General features: G+C 71.6%; 2 protein-coding genes. Both read right to left on the bottom strand.

The features are described 5' to 3' along the window. Nucleotides 1-11: 11 nt before the first annotated feature. On the bottom strand, nt 12-8255 hold the full coding sequence (locus ACZ5C2_RS23685) for an amino acid adenylation domain-containing protein (RefSeq protein WP_468794331.1): 8244 nt from the start codon (nt 8253-8255) through the stop codon (nt 12-14). After that, entirely contained in the window at nt 8252-19531 is an 11280-nt protein-coding gene (locus ACZ5C2_RS23680) for an amino acid adenylation domain-containing protein (RefSeq protein WP_468794328.1), read from the bottom strand. Before ACZ5C2_RS23680 ends, ACZ5C2_RS23685 begins: the two co-directional genes overlap by 4 nt. Nucleotides 19532-19543: the final 12 nt, after the last annotated feature.

Here is a 19543-nt window from a genome sequence, read left to right as displayed (position 1 = left end):
CTTTCGTGCAGTCACAGACGGGTGGCGAGAATTCTCGCTATGCGGGCGACCGTCGAGGGGTCCGACATCATCTCCTCATGCTCCGCATCAACATCATAGTTTTCGAACTCGCCTTCTGTATAGGGCTTCCAGGGATTGAGGCCCCGCCGTGCTCGGGCTTCCTCGGAGGCTCGGGCGGAAAAGAACAGGACATCGCCGCGGAAATGACCAGGGGTGTGCTTGCGCATCAGACGCACATTGTTGACGTAGACGTCCTTCACCGCGAGGATCTGCCCCTCGTCGAGGTACGCGAGCGACTTGTTCTCGTGCCCGAGGAATTCGCGGTAGCGCTCGATCGGGAAGCTGCCCTCCGTCAGCTCGTCCGCGTCGAAGGAAAAGCCGATGGCCCGCAGGTTCCGGCCCACGATCTCCGCCTCGGTCTCCTCGGGTTCCGCCGGATCACGCCGGGCCGGCGGGAAGGCGTCCAGCAGCGTGAGCAACTCCACGTCCTCACCCGCCCGCTGTAGCTGCTCGGCCATGGCATGCGCGACGTGGCCGCCGAACGACCATCCCAAGAGCCGGTACGGGCCGTGCGGGCGCACCTCACGCACGTGGCGCACGTACACGGCCGCCATCTCCTCGATGGAGCCCGGGAGGGCGTCATCGCCGGCCCACGCGCCGTGCGCCTGCAGGGCGTACACCGGGATGTCCGTGTCCAGATGACTCAGCAGACCGGCGTAGCACCAGCCCAGCCCCGCGGCCGGGTGCACACAGAACAGCGGTGCCCTGTCACCCCGTTCACGCAGAGGCAGCAGGACGGCGAACGAGTCCCGCTGCTCACCGCGCTCGATCTCCGCGGCCAGCCCCGCGACCGTCGGCTCGTCGAAGAGGCTGCGCACCGATAGTTCCACCCCCAGGGCGGAGTTGATCCGGGCGAGCAGCCGCGCCGCCAGCATCGAGTGACCGCCCAGGGCGAAGAAGTCGTCGTCCACGCCCAACTGGGCGACCCCGAGGACTTCGCGGAACAGTTCGTACAGGGTCTCCTCGACCGGACCGTGCGGTCCCCTGCCCGCTGAGCCGAGGTGCTCCGGTGCCGGCAGGGCCCTGCGGTCCAGCTTGCCGTTGGGCGTCAGGGGGAGCGCGTCCAGCGTCAGGAACGCCGACGGGACCATGTAGTCGGGCAGCGACGCCTGGAGGTGGGAGCGGAGCGCCGGGGCCAGCGCGGCACCGGCCCGCGAGCGGCCGGGCTCGTTCGACCAGCGGCGCGGGTCGCTCACCTCCACAGGCGCGTACACACCGGTGAACGCCTCGGCGCCGACCTGCCGTTCGTCGACGAGAACGACGTCCAGCCCGCCGTCTTCGCCAGTGGCCGACCACGTCACGAAAGTCCGGTACCCGAACTCCTGCCCCAGCGCGTGGAACTCCGCCGGGACCGGGGCGCCGACGCCGGGGGCGAGCCGCGCGTTCGGCACGCCGGTGACCCGCAGCGACGGGGTGCGGGAAGACCTCAGGCGCTCGGCCAGCCCGTCGAGGCCGCCCGCCTCCCGGAGCCAGTCCAGCCGCGGCGCGTCGGCGAGCGAGACCGGCTCGCCCGCGCCCCGAGCGGGATCCGGCGCGGGGCGGAGCACCACGTCGTAGCGGTAGCGCGTCAGCTCGTTGTCGTACGTACCCCGCTTGACCTGGAGGTCGGCGCAGTAGGCGGCGATTCCCGACTCAGGCAGGGCGTCGAAGAAGGCGGGCGCCACCAGGAGCTCCTTCTCCAGCGCGACGCTCCGGTCGACAGCCCGGGCCAGCTCCGCCGGGTCGGCGCCTTCGCTCGACCGGGCCAGCTCCACGGAGTGGTGGAACGCGCGGAGCAGCTCGGCATTCCGCACGTCACCGATGTAGATGCTGCCGCCCGGCGCGAGGAGTCCCGTCACCTTGCGCAGTACGTCGGCCAGGTACCCCGCGCTCGGGAAGTACTGGATGACCGAGTTGAGCACGATCGTATCGAAAGAACCCTCCGGCAGCCCGTCGGTGACGTGCGCCGGCTGCGTCCTCAGCCGCACCCGCTCGGCCAGCCCGGGGACCCGGTCGACCTGGGAGCGCAGCTTCCCGATCACTGCCGACGACACGTCGGTGCCCCAGTACTCCGCGCACTGAGGGGCGACCTTGGCCAGGATGAGACCCGTACCGACACCGATCTCCAGTACGCGCCGCGGGCGCAGCGCCAGGATGTCCTCGACCGCTGCCGACCGCCATTCCTCCATCTCCTCCAGCGGGATCGGCTCGCCGGTGTAACTGCTCCTCCAGATGCCGAAGTCCTCCCCGAAGGCGTCGGACGCCGACTCACGGTAGAAGGAGTCATAGGTTGCCTCCCACGCGGCGACCTGTTCCTCCTCCAGGGACCCGTCCCGCTCCACGGCCCCGGCGCGCGGTACCACGTAGCCGACCAGCCGGGTGTCGCCGGGACGGTCCTCCCGCAGCAGGACGACGGCCTGCTCCACGGCCTCGTGGGACGACAGGGCCGCCTCCACCTCGCCGAGCTCGATGCGGTACCCGCGCATCTTCACCTGGTGGTCGACCCGGCCCACGAACTCCAGCTCCCCGGACGCGCGCCAGCGTACGAGGTCACCCGTGCGGTACATGCGGTCACCCGGCGCCCCGAACGGGTCAGCCACGAACCGCTCGGACGTCAGGCCGGGGCGGCGATGGTAGCCCCGCGCCACGCCCTCGCCCGCGATGTAGAGCTCCCCGGCGACCCCGCCGGGCACCGGCTTCAGCGCGGCGTCCAGCACGTACACCTGGGTGTTGTCCAACGGGACACCGATCGGGGGCGCCGCGCAGTTGTGCTCGTCGACCGGCGCCGCCGTGGACCAGATGGTGGTCTCCGTAGGGCCGTACATGTTGGTCAGCTCGCCACCGAGCGCGGTCAGCCGCTGGGCCAGGGCCCCCGGCAGCGCCTCGCCGCCCACCAGCTTCCGCAGTGGCCCGACGCCATCCGGGTGCCCCGCGGCCAGCATCTGCCAGGTCGTCGGTGTGGCCTGCATGACGGTGGCGCCGGAGCCGGTGATGAGCCGGGCGAGCCTGGCCGGGTCCTTGGCGGTGTCCTGACCGGCCAGCACCAGCCGGGCCCCGGTGAGAAGGGGCGCGTACAGCTCCAGGTTGGAGATGTCGAAGCCGATGGTGGTGACCGCCAGCAGCCGGTCCCCGGTGTCCAGCCGCAGCCGGCGCTGCGTCGCCCGCAGCAGGTTGACCACATTGCGGTGGGTCACCATGACGCCCTTGGGACGGCCGGTCGACCCCGAGGTGTAGATGACGTACGCACGGTGCTCCGGCGCAGCCGCGGGCGGCGCGGCGGCCGGCTGGTCGGCGATCGCCGCGGCCGTCTCCGGCTCGTCCAGTACCAGCGGCTCCAGGCCCGAGGCCTCGCCCGCCGCACGAGCCGTGGTCTCGGAGGCGGCGGAGGCGATCAGGACCGCGGCCCGCGAGTCCTCGATCATGTAGGAGAGACGATCGAGCGGGTAGTCCGGGTCCAGGGGCACATACGCGGCACCCGCCTTGAGGACGGCCAGCAGGACGGCGACCATCTCGGCCGTACGCGGCAGGCACACGGCCACCAGGCTCTCCGGGCCGACTCCGCCGTCGCGCAGCAGCCCGGCCAGCCGGTCGGCCCGCTCGTTCAGTTCCCGGTAGGTGAGCCGGGTGTCCTCGTACTCCACCGCCACGAGGTCCGGCGTCCGGACCGCCTGCTCCTGGAAGAGCTCCGCGAGCGTGGCGTCCGGCACCTCCCGCGCGGTGTCGTTCCAGTCACGCAGCATTCGCCGCGACTCGGCCGCTTCGACGACGTCCACCTGCGCCAGCCGGGTGTCGGGAGCGTCGGCCAGCGTCCGCAGCACCTGAAGGAAGCGCCGTGTGACGGCCTCCGCGGTCCCGCGGTCGAACAGGTCCGCGCTGTACTCCAGGACCGCGTTCAGCCCGGCCGGCGTTCCCTCGTCGTCGAAGGCGTCGGCGAACGCGAACATCAGGTCGAACTTGGAGATCGCCGTCCCGACGCGCTGCCCGGTGACGGTGACCCCCGGCAGCCGCTGCACGGACGTACGGGCCGTCTGCTGATCGTTGTTGTTGAACGCCAGCATCACCTGGAACAGCGGGTGCCGGGCCATGGAGCGCTGCGGATTGATGACCTCCACCAGGCGCTCGAACGGGACGTCCTGGTGCGCGTAGGCGTCCAGGGCGGTCTCCCGCACCCTGCCGATCAGCTCCTTGAAGGTGGGGTTGCCGGAGAGGTCGGTGCGCAGCACGAGCGTGTTCACGAAGAACCCGACGAGGTCTTCCAGCGCGTCGTCGGTACGGCCCGCGACAGGGGTGCCGACCGGGATGTCGGTCCCCGCGCCCAGCCGGTGCAGCAGGGTGGTCAGCGCCGCCTGCACCACCATGAAGACCGTGGCGTGGTTCTCCCGGGCCACCGCCGCCAGCCGCTCGTACAGCTCCGGCGGAATCTCGAAGCCGACGTGCTCACCGGTGTACGTCGCCATCTGCGGGCGCGGCCGGTCGGTGGGCAGGGGCAGCTCGTCCGGGATCCCTTCGAGCTTCTCGCGCCAGTGGGCGAGTTGCCGGCCCATCGGGCTGTCCGGGTCGCTCTCGGAGCCGAGCAACTCGCGCTGCCACAGGGTGTAGTCCACGTACTGGACGGCGAGCTCCTGCCACCCGGGCTCCTGCCCGGTGGAGCGCGCGGCGTACGCGGCCGCGATGTCGCGGGCCAGCGGACCCATCGACCAGCCGTCCGCACTGATGTGGTGGACGAGGATCAGCAGGACGTGCTCCTGCGGACCGAGGGCGAACAGCCACGTCCGGAAGGGGATCTCCGCGGACAGGTCGAACCGGTGCCCCGCGGCCTCCCGCAGCCGCTCCTGCAGTCCGGCCTCGTCCGTCTCCACGACGGACAGCTCCGCCCGGACCTCCGCGGCCGGCAGGACGCGCTGGTACGGACCCTGGGCGTCCTCGGCGAGCACGGTGCGCAGGCTCTCGTGGCGCGCCACCACATCGTCGAGCGCGGCCTGGAGCGCCTCGCGGTCCAGCGGCCCCCGAAAGCGGCGGGCCACCGGGATGTTGTACGGGGCGCTCCTGCCCTCGAAGCGGTCCAGGAACCACAGGCGCTGCTGGGCGAAGGACAGGGGCGGCCGCTCGGGCCGAGGCACAGGTGCCAGCGCACGGTGCTCCCCGCCCGCCCCGTCGAGGGCCTTGAGAAGCCCCGCCACGGTGGGGTTCTCGAACACCTGGCGGATGACGAGCCTGGTGTGCAGCAGGCTCTGGATCCGGCTCACCAGCCGGATGGCGAGCAGTGAATGCCCGCCCAGCGCGAAGAAGTCGTCGTCCGGGGCGACGTCGGGAACGCCGAGCAGACCCGAGAAGATGCCACGGAGGATCTCCTCCCGAGGGTCCTGGGAGGCACGCGGCGTACGGCCGTCCTCCCACTGCGGTTGCAGCGGGGTGAAGTCGGGTTCCGGGAGGGCTGTTCGGTCGAGTTTGCCGTTGGGGGTGAGGGGGAGTTCGTCCAGCGGTACGAAGGCCGAAGGCACCATGTACTCGGGGAGGGTGTCTGCCATGTGCTTGCGCAGTTCGTGGGCCTCGGCGGTGCCTACCAGGTAGGCGACGAGTCGTTTGTCGCCGGGTCGGTCCTCGCGGACGATGGCCGCGCATCGTTCGACGGAGGGGTGGGTGGTGAGGACGGTTTCGATTTCGCCGAGTTCGATGCGGTGGCCGCGGAGTTTGATCTGGTGGTCGGTGCGGCCTTGGTATTCGAGTTGGCCGTGGGTGTTCCAGCGGGCGAGGTCGCCGGTGCGGTACATGCGGGTGCCGGGTGTGCCGTGGGGGTTGGCGATGAAGCGTTCGGCGGTGAGGGCGGGGTTGTTGTGGTAGCCGCGGGCGAGGCCGGGGCCTGAGATGTAGAGCTCGCCGGTGGTGCCGGGGGGTACCGGGTTGAGCTGGTTGTCGAGGATGTAGGTGTGGGTGTTCCAGTAGGGGGTGCCGATGGGGATGGTGCCGGGGGGTGTGGGGGTGTCGGGGTGGATGGCGTGTTCGGTGGCGGTGACCGTCGTCTCGGTGGGCCCGTAGGCGTTGATGACCCGGACGTGAGGATGGTCGGCGCGCCAGCGGTCGAGTGCGTCGGAGTGCAGCGGCTCGCCGGCGATGAGGAGGGTGCCGTCGTCGGTGAGGGCGTCGGGGATGGTGTTGAGGAGGGGGAGGTGTGAGGGGGTGAGCTTGAGGAGGGTGGCCGTGGGGCCTTCGGCGGTGAGGTTTTCGTCCAGGTCGGCGATGTGGATGGTGCCGCCGGTGGCGAGGGGGGTCCACAGGGCGGTGACGGTCATGTCGAAGGAGACCGAGGAGTGCAGGAGGCTGATGCCTTGGGCGTCGGGGTAGACGTGGGTGGCCCGGGCGAGATAGGCGGCCAGGGAGCGGTGTTCGATGACGGCGCCCTTGGGGCGGCCGGTGGAGCCGGAGGTGTAGATGAGGTAGGCGGGCCAGGACAGTGACACCGGGGGCAGGTTGTCCGCGGGAATGTTCTCCGTTGTGGCCTGTGCCAGCCAGGTTTCGTCGATGACGAGGGCGGGTGTGGAGTCGTTGAGGATGTAGGCGATGCGGTCGGCGGGGTAGTTGGGGTCCACCGGTACGTATGCGGCGCCTGTCTTGAGCACGGCGAGCAGCACGCACACGAGCTCGGCCGAGCGCGGCAGGACGACCGCGATCCGGGTCTCCGGTCCGGCGCCCAGTCGGGTCAACAGGTGTGCCAGCTGGTTGGCGCGTGTGTTGACCCGGGCGTAGGTGTGATGGGTGCCTTGGTGGATCAGGGCGGTGGCATCGGGCGTCCGAGCCGCCTGCTCCTCGAACAACTGCGGCAACGCCTCGACGGTCACCTCGCGCGCCGTGTCGATCCACTCACCGAGCACCAGCTCACGCTCGGCATCGGAGAGCAGGTCGAGCTCGCCGATCCGGCGGTCCGGGTCGGCGGCGACCGCTTCCAGGACCCGGACCAGCCGGTCCGCCACCGCCTGCGCCGACCCACGATCGAACAGACCGGTCTGGTAGTCGAGACGGAACTTCAGCGTCGCACCCGGCTGCGCGATCAGGCTCATCGGGAAGTGGTTGCCGCCCCGGGTCTCGGCGCTCACGAGGCGTACGTCGTGCCGGGGCGTCCGCCCGGCCCCGCGGCCGGCCTCCGCGGCTGCCGCCTCCAGCGGGTAGTTCTCGTACACCACCGCCGTGTCGAAGAGCTCACCCTGGCCGACCAGCTGCTGGATGCTGGTCAGCCCCAGGTGGTGGTGGTCCAGCAGCGCGGTCTGCTGCCGCTGCAGGCGCGCGAGCATCGCGCCGAGGGACTCCTCGGGGCGGATGACCAGGCGCAGCGGCAGCGTGTTGATGAAGAGCCCCACCATGCTCTCGATCCCGGTCACTTCCGGGGACCGGCCCGAGACGATGATGCCGAAGACCACGTCGTCCCGGTTGAGCTGCCGGGACAGGACCAGTCCCCAGGCGCCCTGGACCACCGAGTTCACCGTCACGCCCATCCGGCGTGCCTGCTCGGAGAGGCGCTCGCTGAGCTCCTTCGACAGCCCGAAGGCCAGCTGTCCGGGCAGCTCCTGTGAGCGCTCGGCACCGGGCGCCACCAGGGTGGGCCCGTCGAGCCCGGCCAGTGCCTCCTGCCAGGCCAGCTCCGCCGCGGCGCGGTCGCGTCCCGCGAGCCATCCGAGGTAGTCCCGGTACGGCCGTATCTTCGGCAGCACCGAAAAGTCGCCGCCGTTCAGGTACAGGGTGAACAGATCGCGCAACAGCACCGGCCGCGACCAGCCGTCCCACAGGATGTGGTGGTTGGTCAGCACGAAACGGTGACGGCCGGGGCCGAACCGGATCAGATTGAACCGCACCAGCGGCGGCTTGGCCACGTCGAAACGGCGGGCGCGGTCGGCCGCGAGGATACGGGAGGCCTCCCGCTCCCGCTCCTCCTCCCGCAGGTCGCCCAGATCCGTCTCCGTCCAGTCGAGCGGCACTTCGCGCAGCACCACCTGGGCCGGCCGGCTCAGTCCCTCGTGGCGGAAGATCGCCCGCAGGTTCGGGTGCCGGGCCAGCAGGGCCGTGGCAGCTGTGCGGAGGGCCTTGGCATCCAGGGCGCCTTCAAGGTCCAGGCTCATCTGGATGGTGTACACATCCAGAGCCTCGTCATCGAAGACGTTGTGGAACAGCAATCCCTCTTGCAACGGAGACAGCGGCAGTATGTCTTCCAACCCGGATCGCTTCATTCCGACGTCCTCCACTCAGCTTCCAGTAGATCGATGTCGCTCTGGCTCAGCCCCGCCCACGACACATCGGACGGTGTGAAGCCGCCCGCGTCCGCTTCTTCGACGTGCTGTGCCAGCGCGCGCAGCGCGGCGAACCACGCATCGGCCAGTTCCTGCACGGCGTCCTCGTCGAGGACACCGCCGGCCCAGGACCAGCTCGCCATGAGCTCGGCTCCGTGCTCGCCGTCACGCGTCATGGCGTTGACTTCCACGACATGCCGCAGCGGCATGCCCGCGTCCCGGCCTCCGCCGATGCCCGCGGCACCGGGAGCAGGCCCCCAGTCACCGGACTCACCCGCGGAGAAGCGGCCGAGATAGTTGAACTTGATCTGCGGCTGGGACAGCCGCGCCAGCACCGCCCCCGTCTTCGGGTTGAGATGGCGCAGCAGCCCGAAGCCCAGACCCCGGCCCGGGACCGCCCGCAGTTGCTCCTTGACCCGCTTCAGGGCGGTGTCCACGGCCGGGCCGCCGTCCCGCAGGACGTCGGGCCGGATCGTGCCCGGGTCGAGCCGCACCGGATAGCTGCTGGTGAACCAACCGACGGTGCGCGACAGGTCCGCTCCCGGTACGGCGTCCTCGTCGCGGCCGTGCGACTCCAGCTCCAGCAGCACGCCGCTGCCCGGCTCGTCGCGGTGACGGGAACGGGCAGCGCGCCAGGCGGCGACGCCGAGGGCGAAACCGGTCAGCAGCACGTCGTTGATCTCCGCGTGGTAGGCCGCGGGCACGGTGGTGAGGAGCGCTTCCGTCACCTCGGGCGGAAGGGAAACGATCAGATGACCGGCCGATCCGGCCACGTCCTCACGGGGATCGAGCTCACGGCTCCCCAGCGGTGTCTCGTCGTGGCGGAGGATCTCGGTCCAGCTGCCGAGTTCCGCGACGGTCTCCGGCTCGACGGCGACGGCACGGAGGCGGTGAGCCCACTGCCGGAGCGAGGTGCCGACCGGATCGAGCGCGACCGGCCGGCCCGCCACGACATCACGCCACGCCTCGGCGAGGTCCGGGGCGATGATCCGCATCGACACGCCGTCCACCACCAGGTGGTGGAGGACCAGCAGCAGCCTGCCCGGGAGGTCTCGGCCCCGGTCGAACCACACGGCCTGCACCATCACACCCGAGCGCGGAGCCAGCCGCCCGCGCGCCTGGATGCCGTGCTCGGTCATGAGCCTGCCGAGGGCGTCGTCGTCGAGCCCCTCGGCCGGCACGTGGGTCAGGCATGCCCCGGCCGAGACGGCCCCCGGTTCTCCGATCTCCAGCGACCAGCCGGCGTCGCCGTCCTCCAGCCGCATGCGGAGAGCCGCGTGATGGTCCAGCACCGCCTGGAGCGATGCCACGAGCGAGTCACGGGTCACCGTCGACGGCACCTGGAGAAGCGTCGACTGGTTGAACTCGTCCAGCGGACCGCCGCGTTCGGCGAGCTGGTGCATGATCGGCGTGAGGGGGACGTCTCCTGCGTCCGCACCCGGCTTCTCCTGGACGATGCCCTCCGTGCCGGTGGCCGCCATCGCGAGCTCCGCGACCGTCTTGCGCTCGAAGACATCGCGCGGAGAGATCTTCAGGCCCGCGCGGCGGGCGGCGCTGACGAGCTGGATGGACATGATGCTGTCGCCGCCGAGATCGAAGAAGCTGTCGTCGACGCCGACCCCCGGAACGCCGAGCACCTCGGAGAACAGCCCGCACAGGATCTCCTCCCGTGCCGAGTTCGGACCCCTGCCTCCGGCCAGCGGGGTGAAGTCGGGCACCGGAAGGGCCGCCCGGTCCAGCTTGCCGTTGGGGGTGAGCGGGAGCTCGTCCAGCGTGACGAACGCCGACGGCACCATGTACTCGGGGAGGGCGCCCGCCACGTGCTCGCGCAGCTCGGACACCTCCGCGGTACCCACGACATAGGCGACCAGCCGCTTCTCGCCCGGTCGGTCTTCGCGGAGGATGACCGCGGTGTGCCGGACGGCGGGGTGGTCCCGCAGGACGATCTCGATCTCGGCGGGTTCGATGCGGTGGCCGCGGAGTTTGATCTGGTGGTCGGTGCGGCCTTGGTGCTGGAGTCGGCCGTCGTGGGTCCAGCGGGCGAGGTCGCCGGTGCGGTACATCCGTGTGCCGGACATGCCGAAGGGATCGGCGACGAAGCGTTCGGCGGTCAGGCTGGGCCGGTCGTGGTAGCCGCGGGCGAGGCCGGGGCCTGAGATGTAGAGCTCGCCGGTGGCGCCGGGGGGCACCGGGTTGAGGTGGCTGTCGAGGACGTAGACGTGGGTGTTCCAGTACGGGGTGCCGATCGGGACGGTGCCGGGGGGTGTGGGGGCATGGGGCGGGAGGGTGTGTTCGGTGGCGGTGACCGTGGTCTCGGTGGGTCCGTAGGCGTTGACGACCCGGACGCCCGGGTGCTGGGCGCGCCAGCGGTCGAGGACGTCGCCACGGAGGGGTTCGCCGGCGATGACGAGCGTGCCGTCGTCGGCGAGGGCGTTGGGGACGGTGTCGAGGAGCGGGAGATGTGAAGGGGTCAGCTTGAGGAGCGTGACGGCGGGCCCCGTGAGGTCTTCGTCGAGGTCGGCGATTTTGAGGGTGCCGCCGGTGGTGAGCGGGGTCCACAAGGCCGTGACCGTCATGTCGAAGGAGACCGAGGAGTGCAGGAGGGCGGTGCCTTGCGCGTCGGGGTAGGTGTGGGCGGCTCGGGCCAGGTAGGCGGCGAGCGAGCGGTGCTCGATGACGACGCCCTTGGGACGGCCGGTCGAGCCGGACGTGTAGATCAGGTAGGCCGGCCACGACAGCGACACCGGGGGAAGGTTCTCGACGGGGGTGTCGTCAGCGGCGTTCTCGGTGAGCCAGGTGTCGTCGAGGACGAGCGCCGGGGTGGAGTCCCGCAGGATGTGGTCGATGCGGTCGGCAGGGTAGTCGGGGTCGACGGGGACGTACGCCGCGCCCGCCTTGAGGACGGCGAGCAGGACGCACACCAGGTCGGCGGAGCGCGGCAGCAGCACCGCCACGCGTGTCTCCGGCCCGGCCCCCCGCCGGGTCAGCAGGTGCGCCAGCCGGTTGGCACGGGCGTTGACCTGAGCGTAGGTGTGGGTGACGCCCTCGTGGATCAGGGCGGTGGCGTCGGGGGTGCGGGCCACCTGGTCCTCGAAGAGCTGCGGCAGCGCCCGGAGGGTGACGTCGCGCGCCGTGTCGATCCACTCACCTAGGAGCAGTCGGCGTTCGGTGTCGGTGAGGATGTCAACATGTCCCACCCGTCGTTGGGGATCGGCCGAGACCATGTCCAGGACCCGCACCAGCCGGACCGCCACCGCCTCTGCCGTCCCACGGTCGAACAGATCGGTGCTGAACTCCACGACACCCGCGATGCCGTCGGGCCGGGCGTCGTCCCCGTAGTGCTCGACCATGCGGAACAGGAGGTCGAACTTGGCGTCACCGGTGGGCAGCGGGTGCTGCCGGCCGGTGAGCCCGGGGAGGCCCTCCACGGCCGCGACCGCCTCCTGCTGATCCACGTTGTTCCAGGTGAGCATCGTCTGGAAGAGGGGGTGACGGGACATCGAACGGGCCGGGTTGAGGACCTCGACGAGCCGTTCGAAGGGCACGTCCTGGTGGGCGTAGGCCGCGAGGTCGAACTCCCTCACCCGCTCGATGAGTTCGCCGAAGGTGGGGTCGCCGGAGAGGTCGGTGCGCAGCACCAGGGTGTTGACGAAGAAACCGACCAGGTCCTCGACGGCGTCGTCGGTACGTCCGGCGATCGGGGTGCCGATCGGCACGTCCTCACCGGCCCCCAGCCGGGACAGCAGCGTCGCCAGCGCAGCCTGCACCACCATGAACACACTCGCGCCGCTCTCCCGGGCCAGCGCGACGACGCGCGCGTGCAGCGCGGCGGGTATCGCGAAGCCGACCCGGTCGCCTTCCCTGGACGCCTGGGCGGGCCGCGGCCGGTCCGTCGGCAGGTCGAGCTCCTCGGGGAGTCCGCCCAGCGCTTTGTGCCAGAAGGCGAGCTGGCGGGCGATGGGGCTGTCCGGGTCGTCCTCGGAGCCCAGTGCCTCGCGCTGCCACAGCGTGTAGTCGGCGTACTGCACCGGAAGTGCGCTCCACTCCGGTGCCCGGCCGGCGCACCGGGCCGCGTACGCCGTGCTGAGGTCGCGCGCCAGCGGTCCCATGGACCAGCCGTCGCCGACGATGTGATGCACGAGGACCAGCAGTACGTACTCCCGCTCACCCAGCTCGAAGAGGTCGGCTCGGAAGGGGAGTTCGGCGGCCAGGTCGAAGGCGTAGCGTGTGGCTCCCGCCAGCTCCTCGTCCAGGTGAGCCGCGTCCGTACGGACGGTCCGCAGCTCGGGGCGGGCCGCCTCGGATGGCAGGACGACCTGGTGGGCGCCCTGTGCGTCCTCCGTGAAGACCGTACGCAGCACCTCATGCCGTACGACGACGTCGTGCAGTGCCGCCGTCAGGGCCGACCGGTCCAGTGTGCCGGTGAGACGGAGGGCCAGCGGCATGTTGTACGTGGCGCTCGGACCCTCCAGCCGGTTCAGGAACCACAGGCGCTGCTGCGCGTAGGAGAGCGGCACGCGCTCGGGGCGCTCCGCCCGGGACAGCGGGGCGCGGACACGGCCCGCCGACTCGTCGAGGACCGCGGAGAGCCGGGCCACCGTGGGGTGCTCGAACAACTGCCGCACGGACAGCTCCCGTCCGAGCGAGGAACGGATCCGTGCCGCGAGCCGGGTGGCCAGCAGCGAGTGCCCGCCGCACTCGAAGAAGTCGTCGTCGACGCCCACCTCGGGCACGCCGAGCACCTCGGCGAACAGCCCGCACAGGATCTCCTCCCGCGGCGAGCGCGGGCCCCGGCCCGCCGGGACCGCCGCGCTCTCCGGCGCGAGCAGCGCCTTGCGGTCCAGCTTGCCGTTCGGAGTCAGCGGCAGCGCGTCCAGCGTCACATACGCCGACGGCACCATGTACTCCGGCAGGCTGCGCGCCACGTGCTCACGCAACTCGCCCGCCTCCGCGGACCCGACCACATAGGCCACCAGCCGCTTGTCTCCCGGCCGGTCCTCGCGGACCACGACCGCGCAGCGCGCCACCGAGGCGTGGGCCGAGAGCACGCTCTCGATCTCGCCCGGCTCGATACGGAAACCCCGGACCTTGACCTGATGGTCGGCCCGCCCCAGGTACTCCAGGTCACCCCGCGCCGACCAGCGCACCAGATCACCGGTGCGGTACATACGCTCCCCCGGCGGTCCGAACGGGCAGGCGACGAAACGCTCCGCCGTCAGGCTGGGCCGGTCCAGGTAGCCGTGGGCCAGCCCGTCGCCGGCGATGTACAGCTCCCCGGTCACACCCGCCGGCACCGGCCGCAGATACGCGTCCAGCACATGGACGCGGGTGTTGGCGATCGGCCGTCCGACGGACCCGCGCCGGGCGCTGTCCTCGTCGACCGCGCCGGCCGTCGACCAGACCGTCGTCTCCGTGGGCCCGTACACGTTCGTCACCGAACGCGCGGCGGCCACCAGCCGCCGTGCGAGCTCCGCGGGCAGGGCCTCACCGCCGACCAGGACGTCCAGCCCGGCCGGCATGGCGGGATCCTCGTCGAGGACCGCGTGCCAGAGGCTGGGGGTCGCCTGCATGACCGACACCCCGGCGTCGCGCGCCAGCGCGGCCAGCGCCCGCGGGTCGCGGACTGTGTCCTGGTCGGCCAGCACGACACTCGCGCCGGCCAGCAGAGGCACGTACAGCTCAAGGGCCGCGATGTCGAAGCCGACCGTGGTCACCGCGAGCAGGCGGTCGTCCGGCCGCAGCGCAAGGCTCTCTCCGAACGAGCCCAGGAGGTTCACCAGCGCCGCGTGTCCGACGACCACGCCCTTCGGCCGGCCGGTCGAACCGGAGGTGTAGATCACATAGGCGGGGAGGGACGGCAGGACGGCCGGGAGGGCGGCCGTGCCGGGCTTGGTGCTGCCCGGCCCGGCGAGCCACGCCTCGTCGAGCACCAGCACGGGCCGGGCGTCCTCGACCATGTACGCCGTGCGCTCGGCCGGGAACCCCGGGTCGAGCGGCACGTACGCGGCACCCGACTTGAGCACCGCCAACAGCGCCACGACCAGATCCACCGACCTGGGCAGCGACACCGCCACCCGCCGGCCCGGACCGGCACCGTGCCCGGCCAGCAGGCGCGCCAGCCGGTCCGAACGGTTGCTCAGCTCCCGGTAGGAGAGCGATTCGGCCCCGCACACCACCGCGGGCGCATCCGGCCGCTCGGCCGCCCGCCGTTCGAACAGCTCCGGGAGCGTCGCGTCCGGCAGGCGCCGCGCGGCGCCGTCGCCGAACTCCCGCAGCACGGCGTGCTCCTCACCGGACAGGACGTCCACCTGCCGCACCGGTACGTCCGGATCGGCGAGCACCGCCTCCAGCACCCGGACGAGACGTTCCGCGATCAGCGTGGCCGACGCCCGGTCGTAGAGATCCGTGCTGAAGCCGAGAGCGCCGTGCAGACCGGCGTCGCCGCCCTCACGCTCCTCCAGTGCGAAGGACAGGTCGAACTTGGCCACCCCGTTCCCCGCCGGGTGGCCCGTGACCTCAAGCCCGGGGACCGGTTCGGGCGAACCGGCCGCCCCGCCCTGAAGGGCGCTGTCGTTCCAGGTGAGCATGGTCTGGAAGAGGGGGTGACGGGACATCGAGCGGGTGGGGTTGAGGACCTCGACGAGTCGTTCGAAGGGCACGTCCTGGTGGGCGTAGGCCGCCAGGTCGAACTCCCTCACTCGCCGGACGAGTTCGCGGAAGGTGGGGTCGCCGGAGAGGTCGGTGCGCAGCACCAGGGTGTTGACGAAGAAACCGACCAGGTCCTCGACGGCGTCGTCGGTACGCCCGGCGATCGGGGTGCCGATCGGCACGTCCTCACCGGCCCCCAGCCGGGACAGCAGCGTCGCCACCGCAGCCTGCACCACCATGAAGGGACTGGCCTGGCAGTCGCGGGCCACCTCGGTGAGCCGCGCGTGCAGCGCGGCCGGCACCTCGAACTCCACTGAGTCACCGGCATACGACGGCGCGGCCGGCCGCACCCGGTCCCTGGGCAGGTCCAGCTCCTCCGGCAGGCCGGTCAATGCCTCCTGCCAGAAGGCGAGCTGGCGCGCGACGGGGCTGTCCGGATCGTCCTCGGAGCCCAGCACCTCGCGCTGCCACAGAGTGAAGTCCGCGTACTGCACGGGCAGTTCGCTCCAGCCCGGTGCCGCACCCGTGGACCGGGCTGCGTAGGCGGCCGTCAGATCGCGAGACAACGGACCCATGGACCAGCCGTCACCGGCGATGTGGTGCACCACCAGCAGAAGCACGTGCTCGTCCTCCGCGAGTGCGAAGAGCCGCGCCCGGAAGGGGAGATCGGCCTCCAGGTCGAAGGTCTGCCGGGCAGCAGTGCGCAGTTCGGTCGGGAGCCGATCGGCGTCCGAGCGCACGACGTCCAGCACGGGCCGCGCCTCCTGAGCCGGGAGCACCCGCTGGAACGGGCCTTCCGCGTCCTCGCCGAACACGGTACGCAGCGACTCGTGCCGCGCCACGACGTCCCCGAGGGCGGCTTGCAGAGCGGTCCTGTCCAGATTTCCGGTCAGACGCAGCGCCGTGGGGATGTTGTACGTGGGGCTCGGGCCCTCGAAGCGGTCCAGGAACCACAGCCGCCGCTGCGCGAACGACAGCGGAACGCGTTCCGGCCGCACCCCCGTGCCGGTGAGCCGGGCGCGGACGCCCGGCCCGGTGGCGTCCAGCGCCGCACCGAGACCCGCCACTGTGGGCGCCTCGAACAGCGATCGCACGGACAGCTCGGTCCCCAGCACCGTACGCACCCGGTTGACGAGGCGCGTGGCCAGGAGCGAATGGCCTCCGAGCTCGAAGAAGTCGTCGTCGATCCCCACCCGGTGCACGCCCAGCACATCGGCGAAGAGCCCGCACAGGATCTCCTCACGCGGTGAACGAGGCCCGCGGCCCGCCGAGACGTACCCGGGCGCGGGGAGCGCGCGCCGGTCGAGCTTGCCGTTCGTGGTCAGCGGCAGTGCGTCCAGGGCGACGAACGCGGCCGGAACCATGTAGTCGGGCAGCGCGGCGGCCGCATGCGCGCGCAGCGCGCTCGCGTCGAAGGCGTCGGCCGGAACGACGTACGCCACCAGTCGCTGGTCGCCGGGCCGGTCCTCGCGGACCACGACCGCACAGCGCGCCACCGAGGGGTGGGCCGACAGGACCGCGTCGATCTCACCGGGCTCGATGCGGAAACCGCGCACCTTGACCTGGTCGTCCACGCGGCCCAGGTACTCCAGCTGCCCGTCGTGCGTCCAGCGGACCCGGTCGCCCGTGCGGTACATGCGCGTGCCCCGCTCCCCGTACGGGCAGGCGACGAAACGCTCCGCGGTCATCGCGGACTGGTTCAGATAGCCGCGGGCCAGCCCGGCACCCGCGATGTACAGCTCACCGCCCACACCGGGCGGCACCGGTCGCAGCCCGGCGTCCAGCACATAGGCGCGCACATTGGAGATGGGCCGGCCGATGGGCGCGTGCTCCGGCCAGGAGGCGACATCGCGCGGCAGCGTGTACGCCGTCACGACGTGCGTCTCCGTCGGGCCGTAGTGGTTGTGCAGGCGCCTGCCCGACCCGTCGGCGAAGAGGGCGCGGACCGGCTCGCCGAGCGTGAGCGCCTCACCCGCCTGCGCCACGTGCTCCAGTCGGGGCAGCGCGAGTCCCTCCTCGCGCGCCGCCTCTGCGAGCGCGTCGACGACCAGGTTCGGCGCGTACAGCTCGCGCACCCCGTGCCGCTCCAGCCACCGGACCAGCTGCTCGGGGCTGCGACGAACGTCCTCGGGGCAGGAGACCAGAGCATGACCCGACACCAGCGCCGAGAGGATCTCCTGCACCGACACGTCGAAGCCGACCGCGGTGAACTGCGCGGTGACCCCGCCCTCGGTGGCCGGGACCGCGCCCTGGTGCCAGGCGAGCAGATTGGTGACCGCGCCGGCCGGCATGACGACACCCTTGGGGCGGCCGGTCGATCCGGATGTGTAGATCACGTAGGCGGGGTGCTCCGGCGCGAGGGGCGCGAGCCGCTCCGCGTCCACGAGGTTGCCGTCACCCAGGTCGTCGGCGCCGTGGGCGGACGGCGCGGTGGCGAGCCAGTCCTCGTCGATCACCACGGCGGGCGCCGCGTCCTCGATGATGCGGGCGATCCGGTCGGCGGGCTGCGCGGGGTCCAGGGGCAGATAGGCCGCTCCGGTCTTGAGGACGGCGAGCATCGCCACGGCCAGCTCCGCCGAGCGAGGCAGCCGCACCGCGACGAAGTGCTCGGCACCGACGCCCTGTCCGGCCAGCAGCCGGGCGAGCCGGTTGGCCCGCGCGTTGAGCTCGGCGTAGCTCAGCGTCCGGTCGCCGTCGATGACGGCAGGGGCATCGGGCGTACGCGCCGTCTGAGCCTCGAAGAGCTCCGGCAGCGATACGGCGGGCACCGGCCGGAGCGTGTCGTTCCAGCCGGTGAGCAGCTCCCGGCGCTCGTCGGCCGTCAGCAGCTCGGCGTGACCGACGCGCTGCGCCGGGTCGTCCAGGAGCGTCCGCAGCAGGCGCACGAATCGCGCGGCGAGCGCCGCCGCGCTGTCCCGGTCGTACAGATCGGCGCTGTACTCCAGCACACCGTGCAGCCCGCCCGCACCGCCGTCCGCCGCCGGGCGTTCCACGAACCCGAACAGCAGGTCGAACTTGGCGATGCCCGTCTCCGAGGGCAGAGGCTTCACCGTCAGCCCGTCGAGGTACGCCGCAGCGTCGAACGTCTGGTGCTGATCCGCGGCGTTCCAGGTGAGCATGGTCTGGAACAGCGGGTGGCGGTTCATCGACCGCTCGGGGTTGAGGACCTCGACGAGCCGTTCGAAGGGCACGTCCTGGTGCGCGTAGGCGGCCAGGTCGGTCTCCCGGACGCGGGAGACCAGCTCCTGGAAGGCCGGGTTGCCGGAGAGATCGGTGCGCAGCACGAGCGTGTTGATGAAGAAGCCGACGAGGTCGTCGAGCGCGTCGTCGGTGCGCCCGGCGATGGGGGTGCCGAGCGGAATGTCGGTCCCCGCGCCCAGCCGGGACAGCAGGGTCGCCAGCGCGGCCTGCACCACCATGAACGGGCTCGCGTGCAAGCCCCGGGCCACCTCCACGACCCGCCGGTACACGTCCGCCGGAATCTCGAACGGAACCCGGCCACCCCGGTGAGAGGCGACCGCCGGCCGGGGCCGGTCGGTGGGCAGGGGCAGTTCCTGCGGGAGGTCGGCGAGTTGTCGCTTCCAGTGGTCGAGCTGTTTGCTGATGGTGCTGTCGGGGTCGTTCTCGGAGCCGAGGAGCTGGTGCTGCCACAGGGTGTAGTCGGCGTACTGGACGGGCAGTCCGGTCCAGTTGGGTGCGTGGCCGGCTGTGCGGGCCGCGTAGGCGGTGGTGAGGTCGCGGGCGAGCAGCGGCATGGACCAGCCGTCGCCGCTGATGTGGTGGACCAGCAGCAGGAGGACATGGTCCTGCCTGCCGACCTCGATGAGCGTGGCGCGGAAGGGTGTCTCGGTGGTCAGGTCGAACGTGTGCCGGGCGGCCTCCCGGAGGGCGGTGTCGAGTCCTGCCTCGTCGGTGGACACGCTGTGGAGGGTCGGGGTGGCCTCGGCCGCGGGGATGATGCGCTGGTAGGGGCCGTTGTCGTCCTCGTCGAAGAGGGTGCGCAGGGTTTCGTGGCGGGTGACGACGTCGGTGAGCGCCGCCTGCAGGGCGTCGCGGTCCAGCTGCCCGGTGAGGCGCAGGGAGACGGGCATGTTGTACGTCGGGCTGGGGCCCTCCAGCCGGTGCAGGAACCACAGACGCTGCTGCGCGTACGACACCGGAAGCCGCTCCGGACGCGGCAGCGTCCGTAGGCCCTCGCGCGCCCCTCCGGCGCTCTCCAGCAGCTTCAGCATCATGGAGACAGAGCGCGCTTCGAACGCCTGCCGGATGGTCAGCTCGAAGCCAAGGGCACTGCGTACCCGGCTGATCAGCCGGATCGCGAGCAGGGAGTGACCGCCGAGCTCGAAGAAGTCATCGTCCGGACCGACCTCCGGCAGACCCAGGACGTCCGCGTAGATCCCGCACAGGATCTCCTGGCGCGGGTCCTGCGGTGCCCGTGCCACGAGACGCGTCCCCGCGCCCCCCGGCACCTCCGTGTGGTGCTCGGGTGCGGGGAGGGCTCGGCGGTCGAGTTTGCCGTGGGTGGTGAGGGGGAGCTGGTCGAGGACGACGATGGTGGCGGGGACCATGTAGTCGGGGAG

Source organism: Streptomyces sp. NPDC031365 (assembly GCF_055569765.1).
This window is presented reverse-complemented; position numbering and strand designations above follow the sequence as displayed.

Bases quoted from the DNA above. Each gene is read 5' to 3' on its own strand.
- ACZ5C2_RS23685 (WP_468794331.1), bottom strand. From the start codon at position 8,255: ATGAAGCGATCCGGGTTGGAAGACATACTGCCGCTGTCTCCGTTGCAA.
- ACZ5C2_RS23680 (WP_468794328.1), bottom strand. From the start codon at position 19,531: ATGGTCCCCGCCACCATCGTCGTCCTCGACCAGCTCCCCCTCACCACC.